Origin of the sequence: Diaphorobacter caeni (assembly GCF_015354245.1) — a bacterium.
GTDB classification, from domain to species: Bacteria; Pseudomonadota; Gammaproteobacteria; order Burkholderiales; family Burkholderiaceae_C; genus Diaphorobacter_A; species Diaphorobacter_A caeni.
Genome location: NZ_JADKYZ010000005.1, coordinates 271,051 through 290,744 on the forward strand (window position 1 = coordinate 271,051; position 19,694 = coordinate 290,744).

The following is a 19,694-nucleotide window of genomic DNA, read 5'->3' on the forward strand; positions in this document are numbered from 1 at the left end:
GCTCATAGCCCTGGGGTGGCAGGGGACGCGGGGTGGTTGCGATGTCATGGGTGCGTCCTTGGAATGGAAATTCAGGGAGTTTGGGAGCCCGCCGAGCACCGGATCAGAAGGGCTTTCAGCTTTTCCTGGCGCGCAGGCGTGACGAGCTGGCAGGCCCATGCCACCCGGCCGCGCAGACTGGCGAGGACTTCATCGGAGACGGCTTCTTTTTGCAATGACAGCTGGTGCAGCTCCGCGCGCAGCAGATCGTAGTCGTGCCGCGCCAGATTGGGTTGGTCGTTGACGACGACGCCGGTGATGCGCTGGCGGGCATGGCGGGGCATGCGCCGGGTCTTTTCAGGATGGAGGGCAAAGCCCTCATCCTCCGCGATGCCGCGTACCCAGCCATGCAGCGCGGCGAAATGCCGCTGCAGCGATGCGGGGCCGGAGAACACGAGATCGTCCGCATAGCGGGAGTAGCGCGCGCCAAAGCGCTCGGCCAGCGCGGACAGGCGCAGGTCCAGCTGGAACGCGCACAGATTGGCGAGCGCGGGCGACGACGACGCGCCCTGTGCCAGATGCGGCAAGGCCAGGCGCCTGGCCTGTGTGCGCGTCACGCTCGCGTCTTCCAGCAGCCGCTCGCGCACCGGCGCCGGTGTGACGGTGGTCGTCAGTGCCGTCAACTCGGTGGCGATGCCTGCGGGGTAGCCCAGAGTGCGCCAGAGCGCGCGAATCTGCGCTGCGGTGATGCTGTGGAAAAAATCCTGCAGATCGAATGCGCAGACGAAAGGCTGTCCCGCATGCGTGGCGGCGTGGGTCAACACGCTGCGGCCCCGGGCAAAGCCGTGCGCGGCTTCGTGGACGGGAATGCGCTCGAGCAGCTGCACGCGTATCTGCTGCTGCGCTGCCGCGAGTCGCTGCTTGGGCACCTCCAGCAGGCGCAGGCCGCCGCGTGCCTTGGGAATGAGACGGTGGCGATAGTGGCTGGCGGAAAGGGCCTTGTGCGGCTGATCGCGCGGTGCGAGCTGCCATGCGGGCCGCGCGAGCCAGGCCAGATCGTCGACGCTGATGGCAAGCGCCTCTGCGAGCAGGGCGCTGTCGGGCCAGGTGGGCAGTTCCAGATCGTGCAGCGCCATCGTCGCGACCTGCATGCGGGCGGGCCGCAGCAACCAGCGGCGGACCCTGCGATGTGACCGTTCCACCCAGATCTCGAAATCCGTTTCGGCACGGGCTGGATGCTCGTCATCTAGCCAATCGACTACATCCTCTTCGCCCTCTTCGCCCCAGTTCCACGAGGCCGCCGGATCGGGCAAGGTCGCGTTCTCATCGGTGAGCCCCGCCATGCGTCGCTCGGGATAGCAGGCCGCGCCAAGGCTGGTCTCACCGCACAGGGTGGAGGCAAGTCGCCACACATCCAGCCGCGCCCACATCGGATCGGGCAGGTTCTGCAGCCGCAGGCTCCACGCGCGCAACCAATCGGGCTGGTCCTGCGGCGCAAGCCCGAGAGAGCTCTGCGCGCGCGCCATCAACGCATGCCCGAGCCGACCACCCTCGGCATCGCTGTCCGCGAGCCAGGCGTGGGCCACGGCGAGTGCCGCATGTCGAACGTGGTTGGCAGCCTTCAGACGCACTCCTTTTCAATGCGATGAAAAATGCGATGAAAACGCGATGAAAAAGGCCCTGCGGACTGCCAACCTGCAGGTCTTGCGCGAACAGGTTGCGAGATGAATCCGCGGGAAGTTCGCGCCCGGTGAAGTCCATTTTGAAAGCAACCATGGGGATGCCCCACGGCCCGTATTGACGAAACCACATGCGTTGCATGAACGCGGGTGGAGCCAATGCGGCAACGCTTGGCAGAGCAGGGCCAGACGCATGATAGCGGGAACCTGCCCGGGGGCGAAAACGCCCCTGCCTTCAGTCGTCCTGAGAGCGCGCAGCGCGCTTCTGATCGCGCAGCATGAACAGATACAGACCCTCCACCTTCTCGCGCGCCCAGGGCGTCTTGCGCAGGAACTTGAGGCTCGACGACACGCTCGGGTCGAGATTGAAGCAGCGCACCGGAATGCGCTCGCCCAGCTCGGCCCAGCCGAAGTAGTCGGCCAGTTCGGTCACCATGCGTTCGAGGGTGATGCCGTGCAGGGGGTCGCGGGAGCGGGGCGTTTCGGGAGTGGTCATGGCGCCATTGTCATCCAAGAAAAAAGGCCGATTCCGCCTCTGTGGAATCGGCCTGGAGGACCGGGTGTCGAGCCGGACGACTCAGAACAGCTTGATCAGCGCAGGCACGCTCAGCACGGCCGTGTAGTAGCCCATGAACTGCACGCCGGTGTTGAAGCCGAAGTTGCGCGACAGCAGGCCGCCCATGAGGCCCATGGTCAGGATCACCAGCAGGCCGAGCAGTGCGCCTTCCCAGACGCTGATCACGATGATCAGGCCGACGAAGGTGGCGATGATGGCTTCGTGGCTGACCTTGCGCGAGACGAACATCGCGGCGCGGCGGGCGTAGTTCATCGCGAACGGATACGACACGAGCGCGGCCAGCGCCACGGCGAGCAGGCCGTAGCCGAGGAACTCCCAGTGGTTCATCAGGTTGTGCAGGTTGTGCGTCTGTCCGGTGGCGGCGTCCACGGTGAAGCGTGGGGGCGCGTTGAACAGCGGCGCGGCGGGGCCGGCGGCCACGGGGCTCAGCGGCAGGCCGAAGGCGATCAGCGGGATCAGCGCCTCGGCGATGTAGGTGGCTTCGGTCACGCCGTTGCGGGCGGCCAGCACGGTGGTCAGGCGGTGGTAGGCGTGCTTGATGCGCGAGCCGACCAGCTCACCGAGCACCACGGTCATCGCGACCGGGCTGAACACGAAGGTGGCGCTCGAGATGCCGGCGGTGATCAGCGTCCAGCGCGTCTGCACCTTGTCGATCACCTTGAACGGGTTGGGGAAGTAGCCCGACCAGCCCTTGACGTCAGGCGCGAGATTGAACTGGCGCACCTTGTCGCGCTTCATGCGCTCGCGGCCCTGTGGGGACATCACGGTGAACAGGTCGGCGATCAGCGGGCCGATGGCGATGCCGAGGAAGTAGCTGATGCTGAGCTTGGTGTCGTACTTGGCGGTCAGCGTCTGCAGCGCGATGATCACGACGACGAACGGAATCAGCAGCGCGACGGCGGCCCAGCGGCCCTTGGAGAAGTAGGCGATCAGCAGCGCGGCGCACAGGAAGATCCACGGCGCGGTCTTGGTGATGGCCTGGCCGAACGGCGCGAGCATCACGGCGAACAGCACGGCCAGCGGCACGGCGACGAAGGCGGCGATGATGGCGCCGGAGATCATCTTGCGCAGCGCGATGTGCGGCACGCCGAGCTTGCGCAGCAGGTCGGCGTCCTGCAGCAGCGGCGTGGCGAGCGTGTCGCCCGGAATGCCGAGCAGCGCGGTCGGCACCGCGTGCGTCATGTGCTTGGCGACGGCGCCAGCCAGGAAGAAGGTGAAGACGCCTGCGGGCGGCACGCCCAGCAGCACGACCAGCAGCGTGAGCGGCGCGAGCGTGGTGGTTTCATCGGTGCCCGAGACGAGGCCGATGGCCGCGAAGACCACGGCGCCGATCAGGCCCATGGCGGCGGCGACGCCGATTTGTTCAATGAGGACGGGATCCATCTGTGTCGGTACTCCGCTATGCGATCAATGGGGCGCCGAACGGGAGCCGTTGGACGAGGAGGAAGAAGTGGAGGTGGTGTCGGACGCCGCGAACAGCTCGTAGAGCTTGAGCTCCTTGAGCTCGCTGACCACGGCGGGCGGCAGATCGGCCACGGTGCCAAGGCCGCCGGGCTGCTTTTCCAGCTCGGCCAGCACTTCGGCGCGCCACGCGGGGTCGGTGGAGATGTCGAGCTCGGTCACCTCGCGCTTGGGCGGGAACAGGCGCGCGCAGATCACGCCCGCCAGAATGCATCCGGCCAGGCCCGCGAGCATGGCGTAGGCCTGGGCGAGCTGCTTGGATTCGACGATCGACATCAGCCAGCGCGACGCGAGAAAGTAGCCCGCCACGCTGATGCCGATGCCGATGACGATGGCCCAGACGAGGTGCTTGAGGTCGACCGTGTCGCCCCAGACTTCGGCCAGTTGCCAGCGCTCGTGACGCTCGGACTGTGGATTGGGTGTCATGTGTTTGTCTCCTGCGGGCATGGCGATGCCCTGTGCCCCAAGGCCGATGCGTGCGCCGGGCTGGCGCCCTGCACGTGCGATCCCTGGGGGAATGAAAGGAACGGAAAAGGCGAGCGAGCGCCGCCCGAACAGGCAGGTCGCTCACCTCATGGACGGATGCGCTCGCGCGGATCCGCTGGTGGATCAGCCTTTGGCGCGCAGCTCGGCCAGCACTTCCAGCGCGCGGTCGGTGCGCACGTCGTGCTCGGCGGCCAGGCGCTTGGCGACCTGCTCGACCTCTTCACCCACCGCGCCCGCGACCAGCGCGATGTTGCGTGCGTGCAGGGCCATGTGGCCGCGCTGGATGCCTTCGGTGGCGAGGGCGCGCAGCGCGCCCATGTTCTGCGCGAGGCCGACGGCGGCGGCGATCTCGCCGAGCTCCTGCGCCGACTTCACGTCCATGATCTTGAGCGCCAGACGTGCGAGCGGGTGCGTCTTGGTCGCGCCGCCCACGAGGCCCACGGGCATGGGCAGCTCGATCGTGCCGACCAGCGCGCCAGTGTTGTCCTTCTCCCAGGTGGTGAGCGAGGTGTAGTGGCCATTGCGGCAGGCGTAGGCGTGCGCGCCGGCTTCCACCGCGCGCCAGTCGTTGCCGGTGGCGACGATGACGGGGTCGATGCCGTTCATGATGCCCTTGTTGTGCGTGGCCGCGCGGTAGGGATCGACGGCCGCGAAGGTGTAGGCGTCGAGGATGCCCTCGATGATCTCTTCGCCGCTGCGCTCCTTGGTGGCCAGCGTCTGGGCGGTGACGCGCACGCGGGCACGCGCCAGACGCAGGTCGGCCAGGTTCGAGAGGATGCGCAGGCGCACCGAGCCGCCGGTGAGCTTCTCGATCAGCGGCGACACCGATTCGGCCATGGTGTTGACGGTGTTGGCACCCATCGCGTCGCGCACGTCGACGATCAGGTGCATCACCACCATCGGGCCGCGCGGCGTGCTCGGGAACACGTGGACCTCGATGTCCTTGCAGCCGCCGCCGAGGCCGATCAGCACCTTGTCGCGGCTGTTGGCGAGCGCGAGGATTTCATCGCGTGCCTTGAACAGCGCGATGCGCGCGCCATAGGGGTCGCTCACGCCGAGGATCTGCACCTGGGCGCGCATCAGCGGCAGGGTGCTCGACGTCTGGAAGCCGCCGTCTTCACGGGCGAGCTTGGCCATGTACGACGCGGCGGCGATGATGGAAGGCTCTTCCACGGCCAGTGGCACGAGCACGTCGCGGCCGTTGATCTGGAAGTTGCCGGCCACGCCCATGGGCAGCTCGAACGTGCCGATCACGTTTTCGATCATGCCGTCGGCCAGCGTCATCGGCAGCGCGCCGGGGTTGGCGATCAGCGCATGCTCTTCGGCGCTCAGGTTGCAGGCCTTGGCCACATGGTCCCAGCGTTGGGCGGGGTTCAGGGCGCGGAAATTGGGGAGGCGGGAGTCGATGGCCATGGGTGAAAATTCCAGATAGTCACTGCCCCAAAAGGGGGCGGTTTCAAACAGTTGAGCCGACTGTATTGAAACTGTACCTTCATAAAAAGGTACAGTTTGCACAAACAGTCTCGCTGCAGTGCAGCATTTCGGTGCAAAACCAGAGTGGCGGGCCACCACGACGCGAGAATTCACCCCATGGACGGAGACACACACCCATGAGCGAGGCACGGCGCTCCGCACCGATTGCGGACAAACTGGCGGACCTGATCGGCCAGCAGATCACCGATGGGGTCTACCAGCCCGGCGACAAGCTGCCGTCGCTGCGCGAGCTGGCGCAGCTGCACCGCTACGCCAAGAACACCGTGGTGTCGGCGTTCGACCTGCTGGTTTCGCGCGGCATGGTCGAGCCGCGCCGGGGATCGGGCTTCTACGTGTCGCAGCAGCTGCGCAAGCCCCGCGCGGTGGACGAAGACGGCGGCCAGCTTGGCCGTGCGATGGACACCGTGTGGCTCGCGCGCGAGCAGCTCATCACCCAGCCCGAGGTGGCGGCCGTGGGCGACGGTTTCCCGCCCATCGAATGGCTGGCCGACATGCGCATGGACCGCTACTACCAGAAGGTGGTGCGCACGGGGCTGGGCTCGCTGTTTCGCTACGGCAACCGCTTTGGCTACACGCCGCTGCGCGAGAGTCTGGTGCGCAAGCTCGGCGTGCTGGGTCTGGCCGTGCAGCCCAACCAGCTGGTGCTCACGCACGGCGCGAACGATGCGCTCGATCTGGTGATCCGCTACTTCGTGCCGCCCGGCGCGACGGTGCTGGTGGACGAGCCCGGCTATTACCTGCTGTTCGGCAAGCTCAAGCTCGCCGGAGCGCGCGTGATCGGCGTGCCGCGCGAGACGGATGGGCCGGATCTCGCGGCGCTCGAACGCATCCTCATCAACGAGCGCCCGCGCCTGTTCTTCACCCAGTCGCTCGCGCACAACCCCACGGGCTCGGACCTCAGCGTGCCCAAGGCGTATCGCCTGCTGCAGCTCGCCGAACGCCACAATCTGGTGATCGTCGAGGACGACCCGTTCGCCGATTTCAAGCCCACCTCCGCCGTGCGGCTGTCGACGCTCGACCAGCTCGAGCGCACGATCTACGTGGGCAGTTTCTCCAAATCCTTCTCGGCCGCGCTGCGCGTCGGCTACATCGCCTGCAGCGCCGCGCTCGCCAACGATCTGGCCGACCTGAAGGCGCTGATCCACGTGAGCGGTTCGGAATACTGCGAGCGCATGGTCGACGTGATGCTGCGCGAGGGCCGCTACGAGCGCCACCTCGTCAAGCTGCGCCAGAAGCTCGGTGCCGCCACCGAAGAGGCCCAGCAGTGGCTCGATGCGCAGGGCTGCGAGGTCTTCGCGCGCAACGCGCAGACGCTGTATCTGTGGGTGAAGTTTCCGGGCGTCGAGGATTCGCTGCAGTTCGCCGAAGCGCTGCTGCCCCACGGCGTGAAGATGGCGCCGGGGCGGGTGTTCCATCTCGATTCATCGGCACCCTCGGCCTGGTCGCGCTGCAACGTGCCGGCGATGCTGGATCCGAGGTTTCAGAAGGCGGTGCGGGAGTTGCTGGGGCGCACGAAAGCCTAGGCCGTGCGCGCTTCGTGCTGGCGAACTATCGCCGCCCGCACGTTCTGCACGTGCGCCATCCCCGCCTTGTCCGCCGCCGCCGCGTTGCCCGCGAGGATGGCGTCGCTCATGGTCTGGTAGTCGCGCATGCGCACCTTCTGCAGCGTGGCCGGGCGGTGCTGGGCGTAGACGATGGGCATCTGGATCGATGGGAACAGGCGGCGCATTTCCTGACTGTCGCTGGCGACGAGAAAGGCGCGGTAGAGGCTGCGGCGGGCGCGCGCGAAGGCTTCGCCGTCGTTGGTCTGGTCAGCGAGAACGAGTTCGCGCAGGGCCTGCGTGATGGGCTCGGGCGACTGGCCGTCGGCGATGCCCTGCGCGGCGCTTCTGGCGAGCAGGCCGGTCATGCGCTCGGCCACGTCGAGCACTTCATGCGTCTGCTTCAGCGTGAGCGAGCGGATCGCCGCGCCCTTGTTGCGAGAGAGCTCGATCACGCCTTCGGCGGCCAGGCGCTGCAGGGCTTCGCGCACGGAATTGCGGCTCACGCCGTATTGCGCGGCAAGATCCACTTCCACGAGCCGCTGGCCGGGCACGAAGGACTGGGTTTCGAGCCCCTTCATGATGCCGTAGAAGACGCTGCCGGAGGCGCTGCCGCCGCGGCTTTCCGGTGGGCTCGTCTGCTCGTCTGCTTGCTCGGTCTGGGTGCGCGCCATGGGATGCTCGTGCCGAAAATGGTGAGGTGGGCGGCGCCTGATGGCAGTCCGCAGCGGAGAGTGAATATGCCAGAACCCGACGCGGCAGGGTTTTGTCCGATGCGCGGGGTTGTCGCCAACACGATAGTGACTTGTTGGAGATTGTGCTTCAATATTGTTGAACAATCCACGGTTTTGTCATCAACGACCAAGGATGCCGGCCCACCGTTTCCCGAGGAGAACTCATGGACTTTTCGCTTTCCCCCGAGTTGCGCGCGCTGCGTGACAGAACGCGGCGCTTCATCGCCGAGCAGGTGATTCCGCTGGAGCGCGATCCGCGCCAGTCCGCGCACGGCCCGAGCGAGGAACTGCGCCGCGAGCTGGTGGGCCTCGCCCGCGACGCCGGGCTGCTCACGCCGCATGCGTCCAAGAAGCTCGGCGGCATGGGGCTCACGCACGTCGAAAAGGCGGTGGTGTTCGAGGAAGCCGGCTATTCCTGGCTCGGCCCGACGGCGATGAACATCCACGCGCCCGATGAAGGCAACATCCACCTGATGGAAGAGGTCGCGACCGAGGCGCAGAAGGAGCGCTGGTTGCGCCCGCAGGTCGAGGGCAAGCTCCGTTCCTGCTTTGCGATGACCGAGCCCTCGCCGGGCGCGGGTGCCGATCCGTCGATGCTCGCGACCACGGCGGTCAAGGACGGCAGCGACTACGTGATCAACGGCACGAAGTGGTTCATCACCGGGGCCGAAGGCGCGGACTACGTGATCATCATGGCGCGCATGGAGGACGGCTCGGCGACGATGTTCCTCTCCGACATGGACCGTCCCGAGATCGTGCTCGAGCGCAGCATGGACGCGATGGACTCGTGCTTCACCGGTGGCCATGGCGTGCTGCGCTTCAACAATCTGCGCGTGCCCGAGAGCGACGTGCTCGGCGAGATCGGCAAGGGCTTTCGCTATGCGCAGGTGCGTCTGGCGCCCGCGCGCCTCACGCACTGCATGCGCTGGCTCGGCCAGGCACGCCGCGCGCACGAGATCGCGCTTGAGTACACCCGCAGGCGCCAGGCCTTCGGCAAGCCGCTGGCCGAGCACGAAGGCGTGGGCTTCATGCTGGCCGACAACGACATGGATCTGCACACCGCGCGCCTGAACATCTGGCACACGGCGTGGTTGCTCGACCAAGGCGAGAAGGGCAACTACGAGTCGAGCCGCGCCAAGGTGATCTGCTCCGAGGCCGAATGGCGCGTGGTGGACCGCTGCGTGCAGATGCTCGGCGGACAGGGCGTGACGGGCGAGACGCCGGTGATGCGCATCTTCAGCGACATGCGCGCCTTCCGCATCTATGACGGCCCGAGCGAGGTGCACCGCTGGAGCATGGCGCGCAAGCTGGTGCACATGGCAGAGAAGGCGGCGGCGGAGGCATCGGCATGAGCACGGCCAGCGACAAGTTCAGCCTCAAGGGCAAGCTCGTGCTGGTGACGGGCGCATCCAGCGGTCTTGGAACGCATTTCGCGCAGATGCTCGCTGCCAACGGCGCGAAGGTGGCGGTGGCCGCGCGGCGCGCGGACAAGCTGCAGTCGGTGGTCGACGGCATCGTGAAGGGCGGCGGCGAAGCGCGCGCGTTTTCGCTCGACGTGAGCAACGGCGCCAGCGTGAAAAGCTGCTTTGACGCCATCGGCGAATGGGCCGTTCCCGACGTGATCGTCAACAACGCGGGCGTCACCGTGACGCGCGCGCTGCTCGATCAGACCGAGGAAGATTTCGACAGCGTGATCGACACCAACCTCAAGGGCAACTGGCTGGTCGCGACCGAGGCCGCGCGCCGCATGGTGGCCGCCAAGAAGGGCGGTGCCATCGTCAACGTGGCCTCGATCCTCGGCGAGCGCGTGGGCGGCGGAGTCGCGCCGTATGCGATCTCCAAGGCCGGCGTGATCCAGGCCACGAAGGCGATGGCGCTGGAACTGGCGCGCTACGGCATCCGCGTGAACGCGCTGCTGCCGGGCTATGTGGTCACCGATCTGAACCGCGACTTTCTCACGAGCGAGCTGGGCGAGAAGCTGCGCATGCGCATTCCGAGCCGCCGCTTCAGCGAGCTGGGCGATCTCGACGGCCCCCTGCTGCTGCTCGCGTCCGATGCGGGCGCGGCGATGTCGGGCTCCGCAGTCGCCGTGGATGGCGGCCACCTGGTGAGCGGACTATGAGTGCACAGAACAACGCCGCAGTGAATCTGCCCATCGATGCGTTGGCCGCGTACCTGCAGAGCAAGGGGCTGGCCGATGCACAGCATCCGCTCGAGGTGCGCGTGCTCGCGGGCGGGCAGTCGAATCCGACCTTCCGCATCGATGCGGGCAAGGGACGCAACTACGTGCTGCGCAAGAAGCCGCCGGGAACGCTGATCGCCTCGGCGCACGCCATCGACCGCGAGTTCCGCGTGATGAAGGCGCTGGCCGACACCGGCGTGCCGGTGCCGCGCATGCTCGACTACTGCGAGGACGCGGACCTGATCGGTACGCCGTTCTACGTGATGGAGTTTCTTGACGGTCGCGTGTTCATGGACCAGGGCCTGCCCGGCATGGCCAACGCCGAGCGCCTGGCGATCTACCGCGAGATGAGCCGTGTGATCGCGGCGCTGCACGCGGTGGATTACAAGACCGTGGGGCTGGGCGATTACGGCAAGGAAGGCAACTACGTCAGCCGCCAGATCGCGCGCTGGACGCGCCAGTGCAAGGAGTCGACGCTGCCGGTCAATGAGTCTATGAACAAGCTCATGGACTGGCTGCCCGCCAACCTGCCCGAAGGCGACGAAACCACGCTGGTGCACGGCGACTACCGGCTTGATAACCTGATCTTCCACCCCACCGAGCCGCGCGTGATCGGCGTGCTTGACTGGGAGCTGTCGACGCTCGGCCACCCGTTGGCCGATCTGGCCTACCAGTGCATGGGCTGGCGCATTCCGCATGATCTGTGGCGCGGTATTGGCGGGCTCGATCTCGCCAAGCTCGGCATTCCGTCAGAAGAGCAGTACGTGAAGTGGTACGGCGACGCCACGGGCCGCGACGCGGCGGGGCACTGGGATTTCTACATCGCCTACAACCTGTTCCGCATGGCCGCGATCCTGCACGGCATCGCCCAGCGCGCGGCCGATGGCAACGCGACGGCGGACGACGCTGTGGAGACCGGGCGCAAGGCCGGGCCGTTGGCGGATTTGGGTTGGGAGGCGGCGCAGAGGTTCAGTGCGCGGTAGCGTGGCGCCAATGCTGCTGCTGAGTACTTACTTTCAGTGGATTCATGGGCTTGGCAGCGGCCTGCGCAGCATGCGCGAAACGGGTACAAATTGAAGCATTAAATCGCTTTTGGAAAATTGGTAGTTATTGATAATCGTTTGGCTGGTGCTCATGAGGTTGAGCTTGGCTTCATGGACCGAGTCCGACGCTTGTCCAATTTATACCGATGCAATCCTGGGAGGTTTCATGCATTTATCTGGCTTTTTGAAGCGTGCTGTACTGTGCGGTGGCGTAGCTCTGACTATGTCGCCCTTGGCTCATGCAGAGTTTCCGGCGGGCAGCTATTCCGGCACATATCTCGGTGCTGACCACGGCACGATCAACATCACCGTTGATTCCTATGGCGCGGTCACATGCCGCATGGCGAGCGACACGGGAAAAGGCACGGTCACGGGTACGGGCGGTGTCTTTTCCGTCGATCCGCCGTTGTTCGACTGCAGAAACATCGATTCCAACAACTACATCAGCGTTGATGGGAGTTATGAAGCGGGCGGCATTAACGGCCAGTATTTGTTCCGAGGGCTTGGTGGTACGACCTATTCGGGCCACTATTCGGCGACACCTTCCGGAGCAGGCGGTACGAGTCCGTTAAGTTGGAAATCACTCTCTGGCCTGTGGTATGACCCCGCGTACGACAGCACCGGCTTCAACATTCTGGGTGGAGACAACGGCCTCATCTTCACTTACTACGGACGCAATGCCCAAGGCGGTCCGCTCTGGACGATTTCAATGGATGCACTGGGCGGCACCATCGTCCCCAACACCGAATACACCATTGCACTGGGCATGATCACGGCGGGCACGTTTGCGAATCCTGTCAACCAAATGGCCCGCTGGGGCCAAGTCAGCGTGAAGTTTTCCGACTGCACTCGCGCCACCGCCACGTTGTCCGGCAATGACGGAGTGCAGGTGCTGAACTTGCAGCGGCTCTCGGGCGTGAAAGACGCGAGCGGCTGCTGAGTGCGTCAAAGCCCGCGCTTGGCGGCAAAAGCAATGGCGTCGATCAGCGCGGGCAGCACCACGCCTCCGTGATCGGCGCCGGGAATCTCTTGGCTGTCCACCACGATCTGCGGGTTGTGCAGCGCGAGCAGCTTTTCGGCAAGCGATTCGACCAGCGGATTCATCTGGCGCTCTGCAGCCTTGGCTGCGCGAAGCGGATCGGTGCTCTTGCGTGCGCGCTCCTTGGAGCCCACACGCAATTGCAATTGCACCGAAGGCGCGGCACCGGCGGCAATCCATGCATCGACCAACGGCACTTCGTGCTGGCCGTTCCACCACAACGACGGGCTGGCCGCCGCGTGCCTTGTGAACAGACCGGGTCGCGTGATCAGTGCGTGCACCGTGAGCAAGCCGCCCAGCGAATGGCCGAACAGCGTGCGGCGCGATACGTCCACCGGCCATGCGCGCTCGACCATAGGCAGCAATTGTTTTTGCAAAAAATCCAGAAACACTTCCGCATCGCCCGTGCCGTCTTCGGTGGCAGGCGGCGGCGTGTAGTCGCGCTTGCGGGCGTTTTGATCCATGGATGCGTTGGTGGCATACCCCACGCCGACGACGATCAGCGGATCGGGCCGCAGCGCGCCGGGCCGGTTGCCGTTGTTGCGGGCAAGCTGGGCCGCCATCAGAAACGTGGCATTGCCGTCCAGCACATAAAGCACGGGATAGCCGCCCGGCGGCGCGGGCGCGTCGGGCACTTGCACGAAAATGCGGTAGAGATGGCCGCTGGCTGCATCGCGCACGTCCATCTGGTGGCTACGCGGCAGGCTGACGGCGGGTGCATTGCGCAGATCGCTGGAGTCGGTCATGGTGGCGTTGCCTTGCACGATGCTCGTGGAGTTGCACGCACTGAGCGCCAGGGCGCTGGTCAGAACGCTGCGGCGCGACAAATGTTCGGAAATCACAAAGCGGTCGATGATTGAGAATGAATCTCAATCATTATCGCCGTTGCCCTTCATTTCAGGTTGAAGTCGTAGCCGATCGTGATCGGCGCGTGGTCTGAAAATTTCTGTTCTTTATAGATGGACTCCGTTCTCGCGAGCGCCGCGATGGCCGGAGTCGCCAGATGGTAGTCCAGACGCCAGCCCACATTGTTCGCATAGGCCTGGCCGCGATTGCTCCACCATGTGTAACAAGTGTCGGTGGCGTCGGGCTGGAGCTGACGATACACGTCCACCAGTCCGCCGGCCGGGTCAGTTGTGTGCAACAACTTTGTCATCCACTCGCGTTCTTCAGGCAGAAAGCCGCTGTTCTTCTGGTTGCTGCGCCAGTTTTTCAGGTCGATCTGCTGGTGGGCGATGTTCACGTCACCGCAGAGAATGAAGTCGCGCTCGGTCTTCAGCTTCATCAGCGTCAGATGGAACTCGGCCAGAAACCGGAACTTCGCTTGTTGGCGCAGGTCGCCCGAGGAGCCGCTTGGGAAATACGCGCTGATGATCGAGAACTTGCGCTTGGGCGTGTCGAAACGGGTTTCGACGAAGCGGCCTTCGGCATCGAACTCGCCCGAACCGTAGCCGATCACCACGTCGCTGGGCTCGTGGCGGGTGTAGACGCCCACGCCCGAGTAGCCCTTCTTCTCGGCGAAATGGAAGTGGCCCTTGAGCTCGCCAATCGACTCGAACTTGTCGGCAATATCAGCAGCCTGAGCCTTGATTTCCTGTACGCAAATACAATCCGGACGAGTTTCCTCCAGCCACTCCACCACGCCCTTGGACGCGGCGGAGCGAATGCCGTTGAGGTTGAGACTGGTTAATTTGAACAAGGAAGAATTCATGGTGAGCAAGAGCGATCAAACGGCAGAACAGACCCGGCTGGCGCTGGATTTCGTGCAATTTGCGGTGGAATCCGGCGTTTTGCGCTTTGGAGAATTCAAAACCAAGGCCGGGCGGATGAGCCCCTACTTCTTCAATGCGGGGCTGTTCGATGATGGCGCAAAAATGGGCCGTCTCGCAGAATTCTATGCAAAAGCCATTCTGGCCAGTGGCATGGAGTTCGACATGGTCTTTGGTCCCGCCTACAAGGGCATTCCGCTGGCGGCCACGGTGGCCGTCGAGCTCGCGCGGCAGGGCCGCAACGTGCCCTTCGCCTACAACCGCAAGGAAGCCAAGGACCACGGCGAGGGCGGCACCCTCGTGGGCGCGCCGCTCAAGGGCCGCGTGCTGATCATCGACGACGTGATGTCTGCGGGCACCGCCGCACGCGAATCGATCGCGCTGATCAAGGCCGCAGGCGCCACGCCACACGCCATCGCGATTGCGCTGGACCGCCAGGAAAAAGCCACAGAGAATGGCCACGACGTGGACCATAGTGCCGTGCAGTACGTGCGCGGCGAGTTGGGAATGCAAGTCTGCACCATCGCAAAGTTGGCAGACTTATTGCAATATCTGGCGGCAAGTGGTGGCGGCGACGAGATGAAGGCGCATCACGAGCGGGTTCTGGCCTACCGGGAGCGGTACGGCGTCGGCGACCATTGATCACCTGTCAACCGAGGCGATGATGATGAAGGGGACGGATTGAAAGCGGCTGCAAGTCAACTTTTCCGAGGCGTTCTGGCTGTCGTCGGCGTGCTTTGCGTGGTCGCTCCCGTGGCCGCGCAGAACGCCGTTTACTCCTGTGTTGACAAAAATGGCCGACGCATCACCGCAGACCGTCCCATCCCCGAATGCATTGACCGCGAGCAGCGTGTGCTCGACAAGACCGGCACCGAACGCCGCCGCATCGGCCCCACGCTGACCGAGAACGAACGCACGCAGCTGGACGCGCAGCGCCGTGCGGACGCCGAACAGAAGGCCAAGGTGGCCGACCAGCGCCGCCGCGAGCGCGCCCTGATCACGCGCTACCCCGACGAGGCCACGCACAATGCCGAGCGCGTCACCGCGTTGGCGGTGTTCAACGACCTGATCCAGATCGCCTACAAGCGCATCGAACAGCTGCGCTCCGACCGCGCGGCGATCAACACCGAGCTCGAGTTCTACCAGAACGATCCCAAGAAGGCCCCGGCCAAGGTGCAGCGGCGCATTGCGGACAACGAAGAGGACATCGCCGAGCAGCAGCGCTACATCGCCACGCAGCAGGACGAAAAGCGCAAGGTGCAGCAGCGCTTCGACACCGAACTGGTACAGCTCAAGGAGCTGTGGGCGGCCGAGCGCGCGGCGACGGGCAGCGTTTCGGCAGCCAAGCCCGCGTCGGCGGCCGCTTCTCGCTGATCAGAGCACTATGTTGCTCGCAACCGGCGCAGCCCGGGCGGGCGCAGCCGCGAAGCGACTCGGAGCGTTTTTTCGATTCAGGCGGCTGCGGAAGCCCGCACGGGCTCCCAGATCAAGCCTTCGGAGGCCAGCATCGTGCTGATCGCGTCGGCGTTGACCGCGCGGCTGAACAGATGCCCCTGACCGATCTCGAAGCCTGCGGCCAGCAGTGACTGGCATTGCTTTTCGGTCTCGATGCCTTCGGCCACCAGTTCCAGCGACAGATCCGCGCCGATGCGGCCAATCGCGTTGACCACCGCGGTGATCGCAGGGTCGCTGCCGAAGTTGCCCACCAGATTCGCGTCGATCTTGAGGCAGTCCACCGGGAAGTTGCGCAGCCGGGTGAGCGACGAATGGCCGGTGCCGAAATCGTCGAGCGCAACCCGGATGCCCGCCTGTTTGAGCTGCAGCAGCGCGCGCGTCACGTACTGCGCGCCGCGTTCATCGAGGGTCTGCTCGGTCACTTCGAGCTCGATCAGCGCCGGGTCCACCCCCGCCTTCTCGATCTGCTTGAGCAGCCGCTCGGCGTAGTTGTCGCGCATGAACTCCACCGGCGCTGCGTTGAGCGACACCGGCACGAGCGGCAGACCGGCACGCTGCCAGTTGAGGATGTCGGCCAGCACCTTGGCGCGCAGCGCGTCGGCGATGCGGGTGGCCAGGTCATAGTTGAGAAAGGCCGCCTGCACGGTGCCGGGCATCTGCAGTCCGCCGTGCTCGACGTCCTGCGAGCGCAGCAGTGCCTCGACACCCATGAGCTTGCGGTCCAGCAGGCGCACTTTGGGCTGGTAGTACGCGCGCACGGTGCCGTCGCGCAGGATGCGGCGCGCCTGGTCCATCTGCACGGCCGCTTCTTCGAGGGGGCGCATGATGTCGGCGTTGAAGATGCGCACGCCGCCCCGGCCGTTGACCTTGATGTCGTTGAGTGCGGCGTCGGCATTGCTCATCAGCACCATCGGGTCACGCGCGTCGCGCGGGTAGAGTGCGCAGCCGATGCTCATGCTGCCGTTGATGCGCTTGCTCGCGTAGTGGATCGGTGGATCGAGCTGCAGCATCACGCGGTGGGCGACGCGCATCGCGGCCTCGTCGTCCTTCACGTCCTGCACGACGATGGCGAACTCGTCGCCGCCGATGCGCGCCACGAAGGTGGAATCGGGCAGGCAGCCCTGGATGCGCCGTGCCATCACCTGCAGCAGATGGTCGCCCGCAGCGTGGCCGAGCGTGTCGTTGAGGTGCTTGAAGTGATCGAGATCGATCAACATCAGCAGGGCCCCGCTGCCCTTCTCGCGGGCGTGCAGCAGGGCGGGGCGCAGCTCTTCCTGAAAGGCGCGGCGGTTGGGCAGATCGGTCAGTTCATCGACCTCGTTGGCCCTGCGCAGGCGCTCCTCGGCGAGCTGCTGCAGCGTCACGTCGCGCGAGACGCAGAGAATGCTCATGGTCTTGCCGTTGTCGTCAAGCACCGGGGTGAGGATGTTGTCCCAGTACTGCGGCGGCTTGCCGGGCACCACGCTCTTGCCTGAAAAGCGCGCATTGCTGCCGCGCAGCGCCTGGCGGAAGGCGCGCAGGCCGGCGGCGTGGATCTCGGGCGGGAGCAGCTCCAGCCATTTCATGCCGAAGCCGGATTCGGGCGACACGCCGAGCGCCTTGCAGCCCGAGAGGTTCATGTGGGCGAGCGTGCCGTCGGGGTTGACGATCTTGATGCAGTCCACGCTTGCGTCGAGCATCTTCTCCTGCATGCCGAGGCTGCGCACCAGTGCCTCGCGCGCCAGCACGCGGTCATGGATGTCGGTGGCGCTCAAATACCAGTGGCGCTGCCCTTCGTGGTGCAGCGCCGAGACCAGAAACCAGCGGAAGCGGCCATCGGCCGCGCGCATGCGTAGCTCTTCCTGAAAACCAGTCTGCGTCTCGAGCGTCTTGTCCCAGAGGGCCGCCAGCCGTGCCGTGCTCTCGGGGTGCACCGCGTCCAGCCAGTTGGATGACTCGCTGCCCGTGTAGTCGCGCCACGCCGCATTGGCCCAGGCGGGCTGACTCCCGTCGCCCGCCACCCAGATCAGATGCGGCAGACAGTCCATGGTGCGGTGCATGAGATTCGCCAGTTTCTCGTTGGCAGCCGCCGAGGGTTGCGAGGCAACGCGCGCGGTCTTCTTCCCTCCGGTGACTGACTTGAGTTGAGTTGGCTGGCCCATTTGATGGCTTTCCGTTGCGAGAAGTTGGGTGGACTGGAGTCGGGAAAGTGGCATTCACAGCTCGGACGTGCAGAATGTTAAGTTGAATTCTACTATTGGGCAATCGATGTTAATTGTTTTTGTAAACAATTGATCGAGGCTGCTGACCCCCTCGCATCCGTCAATTCGTAAATACACCTTACTTTTAACCAGGCGGTAAATATAGGTGAGGTTGATCCTTGGTCGAGCCGAAAGTGCCTCCCGAGGACCAGGAGATGATGATTCAGCGTGGCGAATGGGCTCGCGCGCATGGCGTGCCTGAAAGGCGAAAAGGCCGCCGGATCAAGCCCGGCGGCCTTCAGCGCGACTCCGGGGGGAGTCGCGGACTCTCCGGATCGGCGGGAGTCATTTGCCCGAATTCGCGGCGGAGCTTTCCGCTCCGTAGGTCTTGGTGAGGTAGTCGACCATCGCCGGAATGTCGCCTTCGGGGAAGGGGGCGCCGAACGGATGTTTCATTTTTTTGACAGTTGCTTCCCAATAGCTACGTGGTGAGGTCTTCGGCTGGTACTGCACGTACTGGGCCGAATGGCACATCAGGCAGTTCTGCAGCGTCAGCGTGTAGCCCGGCATGTCGCTCTGCTGGTAGAGCGCGGTTTCGGCGGGCAGGTCGATCTCGAGCGCCAGCGCGGGGAGCGCGGTGCCGCAGACGGAGGCGAGCAGGGCGGTGGCACGGAAGAGGTTTTTCAGTCGGCTGGATGTGTTCATGATGTACTGCTCCTGCTCTCTTACGCCGCCGTCACGCGGACGGTTTCCACCACGTTGCGCATGTAGCCTGCGGGATTCCAGAGCGCCTCGAGCGGCTGGCCCTGTCCGGCGCGGTTCACGGCGCGCACCTTGAGTTCGTAGGTCCCTTTCTTCGCCGGCTTGAACGCAGCCTTCCATTCGCGGAACGAGTACCGGCTCAGCTCCTCCCCTAGCGTGGCCGACTGCCATGTCTTGCCGCCATCCGTGGATACGGACACCTCGGCGATGCCCTGGCCGCCGTCAAACGCGATGCCGCGCAGCACGATTTCTCTGCCCGCCTTGAGCTTCGCACCGTCCTGCACGCTGGTGATGAACGACCGCGTGTTGAAGCGGTTGATCGGCACGGTCTTGGTCGGCCCCTTGCCTGCGGGAGTGCAGGCGCAAGGGTTGGCGGGGATGCGATAGGCCGTCGCCATCCAGAAGCCGTCGAACACCTTGTCGAGCACCTGGATGTCATTCACATGCTTGACCCAGTAGGTGCCGTAGTAGCCCGGCACGACGAGGCGCAGCGGGTAGCCGTTGAGCATGGGCAGATCCTTGTCGTTCATCGCCCAGGCCAGCAGCACCTCGCCGTCGAGCGCGTGGTCGATGTCCAGCGCTTTCACGAAGTCCGGACCGCCGTCGATGGGCGGCTTGTCCATGCCGTTGAAGCTCACCTGCACAGCACCCTTCTTCACGCCGGCCTTCTCGAGCACGCGCTTGAGCGGAACGCCCGTCCACTTGGCATTGCCCATGGCGCCATGACCGAGCTGGCCGCCGTTGGCGCGCGGCTCGAAGAAGCCCCGGCTGTTGCCCGAGCACTGGTGCGCGGCCACGAGGCTGACGGGATCGCCCAGTTGCTTGAGCGCCTCGAGCGACAGATCCAGCGGGGTGTCCACCAGGCCGCTGACCTTCACGCGGAAATCCTCGGCCTTGATGTCGGTGGGAATGCCGCTCCAGTGATAGCGCACGAAGAACGCGTCATTGGGCGTGAGCAGTCCTTCGTTGAACACTTCGAAGGGCGTCTCGAGTTGCGGCGGACGGCTGGTCTGCAGGATCAGCGGGCGCTTCTGGGGGAAAGTCACCATTTCGCGCTCGCCATTGGCGAACGGCAGGCGCGTCGTCTTGGGGGCGGGTGCGTCGGCGGCCCAGGCGCGCAGGGTGGTGTTCAGCAGTCCGGCACCTGCCCCTGCCGCGCCCAGCGTCTTGAGCAGGGTGCGGCGGCTGGATCGCGGGCTGGAGTCGCTGCGGGAAATGGCGCGCGGTCGGTCGGATGGATTCATCGCGGGTCTCCGTTGTTGGAATGATTTTTTGTGGATTGGACGATCAGCGTGCGACTTCGGGTCGCGACC

The 19,694-nt window shown here is 65.2% G+C and carries 18 protein-coding genes; 7 read left to right on the top strand and 11 right to left on the bottom strand.

Annotated elements, in window-relative coordinates; all coding sequences use genetic code 11:
- Nucleotides 1-71 precede the first annotated feature (71 nt).
- The 5 genes from ISG32_RS14475 to ISG32_RS14495 all read right to left on the bottom strand — a co-directional run bounded on the left by ISG32_RS14475 (nt 72) and on the right by ISG32_RS14495 (nt 5,595).
- Complete coding sequence (locus tag ISG32_RS14475; RefSeq protein ID WP_194771730.1) at nt 72-1,610, bottom strand: reverse transcriptase family protein; 1,539 nt, start codon at nt 1,608-1,610, stop codon at nt 72-74.
- 283 nt (nt 1,611-1,893) lie between these two features.
- A complete protein-coding gene (locus ISG32_RS14480) occupies nt 1,894-2,154 on the bottom strand; it encodes a VF530 family protein (RefSeq protein ID WP_194771731.1) in 261 nt (86 codons plus the stop codon).
- 81 nt (nt 2,155-2,235) lie between these two features.
- Nucleotides 2,236-3,618, bottom strand: coding sequence for a tripartite tricarboxylate transporter permease (locus ISG32_RS14485; RefSeq protein WP_194771732.1), 1,383 nt, complete (start codon nt 3,616-3,618; stop codon nt 2,236-2,238).
- Nucleotides 3,619-3,642: 24 nt separating this feature from the next.
- Nucleotides 3,643-4,122, bottom strand: coding sequence for a hypothetical protein (locus ISG32_RS14490; protein WP_194771733.1), 480 nt, complete (start codon nt 4,120-4,122; stop codon nt 3,643-3,645).
- A 183-nt stretch (nt 4,123-4,305) separates the two neighbouring features.
- The gene (locus ISG32_RS14495) at nt 4,306-5,595 is read right to left on the bottom strand and encodes a hydroxymethylglutaryl-CoA reductase, degradative (RefSeq protein ID WP_194771734.1); all 1,290 of its coding nucleotides are present in this window, start codon (nt 5,593-5,595) and stop codon (nt 4,306-4,308) included.
- A 197-nt stretch (nt 5,596-5,792) separates the two neighbouring features.
- Here ISG32_RS14495 and ISG32_RS14500 point away from each other — a divergent pair, with 197 nt between their 5' ends.
- Nucleotides 5,793-7,199: an aminotransferase-like domain-containing protein gene (locus tag ISG32_RS14500; RefSeq protein WP_194771735.1), complete on the top strand. Its 1,407-nt coding sequence runs from the start codon at nt 5,793-5,795 to the stop codon at nt 7,197-7,199.
- Here the strand turns inward: ISG32_RS14500 and ISG32_RS14505 are convergent.
- A complete protein-coding gene (locus tag ISG32_RS14505; RefSeq protein ID WP_194771736.1) occupies nt 7,196-7,891 on the bottom strand; it encodes a GntR family transcriptional regulator in 696 nt (231 codons plus the stop codon). The two genes, ISG32_RS14500 and ISG32_RS14505, sit on opposite strands and share 4 nt — an antisense overlap.
- Nucleotides 7,892-8,115: 224 nt before the next feature.
- Between ISG32_RS14505 and ISG32_RS14510 the strand changes: the two genes are divergently transcribed.
- From ISG32_RS14510 to ISG32_RS14525, 4 genes are all read left to right on the top strand, one after another.
- Nucleotides 8,116-9,303 (top strand): acyl-CoA dehydrogenase family protein, encoded by a 1,188-nt coding sequence (locus ISG32_RS14510; RefSeq protein WP_194771737.1) that lies wholly within the window; start codon nt 8,116-8,118, stop codon nt 9,301-9,303.
- The gene (locus tag ISG32_RS14515; protein ID WP_194771738.1) at nt 9,300-10,073 is read left to right on the top strand and encodes an SDR family NAD(P)-dependent oxidoreductase; all 774 of its coding nucleotides are present in this window, start codon (nt 9,300-9,302) and stop codon (nt 10,071-10,073) included. The genes ISG32_RS14510 and ISG32_RS14515 overlap by 4 nt, the downstream gene beginning before the upstream one ends.
- Nucleotides 10,070-11,116, top strand: coding sequence for a phosphotransferase (locus tag ISG32_RS14520; protein WP_194771739.1), 1,047 nt, complete (start codon nt 10,070-10,072; stop codon nt 11,114-11,116). Before ISG32_RS14515 ends, ISG32_RS14520 begins: the two co-directional genes overlap by 4 nt.
- Before the next feature lie 163 nt (nt 11,117-11,279).
- Nucleotides 11,280-12,116: a hypothetical protein gene (locus ISG32_RS14525; protein ID WP_194771740.1), complete on the top strand. Its 837-nt coding sequence runs from the start codon at nt 11,280-11,282 to the stop codon at nt 12,114-12,116.
- Nucleotides 12,117-12,121: 5 nt separating this feature from the next.
- On the opposite strand, the gene ISG32_RS14530 is transcribed toward ISG32_RS14525, so the two are convergent.
- Together ISG32_RS14530 and ISG32_RS14535 are read right to left on the bottom strand one after the other, a co-directional pair.
- On the bottom strand, nt 12,122-12,961 hold the full coding sequence (locus tag ISG32_RS14530) for an alpha/beta hydrolase (protein WP_194771741.1): 840 nt from the start codon (nt 12,959-12,961) through the stop codon (nt 12,122-12,124).
- A gap of 146 nt (nt 12,962-13,107) precedes the next feature.
- On the bottom strand, nt 13,108-13,914 hold the full coding sequence (locus ISG32_RS14535) for an exodeoxyribonuclease III (RefSeq protein WP_194771742.1): 807 nt from the start codon (nt 13,912-13,914) through the stop codon (nt 13,108-13,110).
- A gap of 10 nt (nt 13,915-13,924) precedes the next feature.
- On the opposite strand from ISG32_RS14535, the gene pyrE reads away from it, so the two are divergent.
- The gene (gene pyrE / locus ISG32_RS14540; RefSeq protein ID WP_194771889.1) at nt 13,925-14,626 is read left to right on the top strand and encodes an orotate phosphoribosyltransferase; all 702 of its coding nucleotides are present in this window, start codon (nt 13,925-13,927) and stop codon (nt 14,624-14,626) included.
- Nucleotides 14,627-14,725: 99 nt separating this feature from the next.
- Nucleotides 14,726-15,358 carry a DUF4124 domain-containing protein gene (locus tag ISG32_RS14545; RefSeq protein ID WP_323745940.1) on the top strand — a complete coding sequence of 211 codons (633 nt, stop codon included), beginning with the start codon at nt 14,726-14,728 and terminating at the stop codon, nt 15,356-15,358.
- Nucleotides 15,359-15,435: 77 nt separating this feature from the next.
- Here the strand turns inward: ISG32_RS14545 and ISG32_RS14550 are convergent, their stop codons facing one another.
- From ISG32_RS14550 to sorA, 3 genes are all read right to left on the bottom strand, one after another.
- Nucleotides 15,436-17,580 (bottom strand): putative bifunctional diguanylate cyclase/phosphodiesterase, encoded by a 2,145-nt coding sequence (locus tag ISG32_RS14550; protein ID WP_194771744.1) that lies wholly within the window; start codon nt 17,578-17,580, stop codon nt 15,436-15,438.
- A 384-nt stretch (nt 17,581-17,964) separates the two neighbouring features.
- The gene (sorB, locus tag ISG32_RS14555) at nt 17,965-18,324 is read right to left on the bottom strand and encodes a SorB family sulfite dehydrogenase c-type cytochrome subunit (protein WP_194771745.1); all 360 of its coding nucleotides are present in this window, start codon (nt 18,322-18,324) and stop codon (nt 17,965-17,967) included.
- Between the two features lie 20 nt (nt 18,325-18,344).
- Nucleotides 18,345-19,625 (bottom strand): SorA family sulfite dehydrogenase catalytic subunit, encoded by a 1,281-nt coding sequence (sorA, locus tag ISG32_RS14560; protein WP_194771746.1) that lies wholly within the window; start codon nt 19,623-19,625, stop codon nt 18,345-18,347.
- Nucleotides 19,626-19,694: the final 69 nt, after the last annotated feature.

Bases quoted from the DNA above. Each gene is read 5' to 3' on its own strand.
- ISG32_RS14480 (WP_194771731.1), bottom strand. From the start codon at position 2,154: ATGACCACTCCCGAAACGCCCCGCTCCCGCGACCCCCTGCACGGCATC.
- ISG32_RS14485 (WP_194771732.1), bottom strand. From the start codon at position 3,618: ATGGATCCCGTCCTCATTGAACAAATCGGCGTCGCCGCCGCCATGGGC.
- ISG32_RS14490 (WP_194771733.1), bottom strand. From the start codon at position 4,122: ATGACACCCAATCCACAGTCCGAGCGTCACGAGCGCTGGCAACTGGCC.
- ISG32_RS14495 (WP_194771734.1), bottom strand. From the start codon at position 5,595: ATGGCCATCGACTCCCGCCTCCCCAATTTCCGCGCCCTGAACCCCGCC.
- ISG32_RS14500 (WP_194771735.1), top strand. From the start codon at position 5,793: ATGAGCGAGGCACGGCGCTCCGCACCGATTGCGGACAAACTGGCGGAC.
- ISG32_RS14505 (WP_194771736.1), bottom strand. From the start codon at position 7,891: ATGGCGCGCACCCAGACCGAGCAAGCAGACGAGCAGACGAGCCCACCG.
- ISG32_RS14510 (WP_194771737.1), top strand. From the start codon at position 8,116: ATGGACTTTTCGCTTTCCCCCGAGTTGCGCGCGCTGCGTGACAGAACG.
- ISG32_RS14515 (WP_194771738.1), top strand. From the start codon at position 9,300: ATGAGCACGGCCAGCGACAAGTTCAGCCTCAAGGGCAAGCTCGTGCTG.
- ISG32_RS14520 (WP_194771739.1), top strand. From the start codon at position 10,070: ATGAGTGCACAGAACAACGCCGCAGTGAATCTGCCCATCGATGCGTTG.
- ISG32_RS14530 (WP_194771741.1), bottom strand. From the start codon at position 12,961: ATGACCGACTCCAGCGATCTGCGCAATGCACCCGCCGTCAGCCTGCCG.
- pyrE (WP_194771889.1), top strand. From the start codon at position 13,925: ATGGTGAGCAAGAGCGATCAAACGGCAGAACAGACCCGGCTGGCGCTG.
- ISG32_RS14550 (WP_194771744.1), bottom strand. From the start codon at position 17,580: ATGGGCCAGCCAACTCAACTCAAGTCAGTCACCGGAGGGAAGAAGACC.
- sorB (WP_194771745.1), bottom strand. From the start codon at position 18,324: ATGAACACATCCAGCCGACTGAAAAACCTCTTCCGTGCCACCGCCCTG.
- sorA (WP_194771746.1), bottom strand. From the start codon at position 19,625: ATGAATCCATCCGACCGACCGCGCGCCATTTCCCGCAGCGACTCCAGC.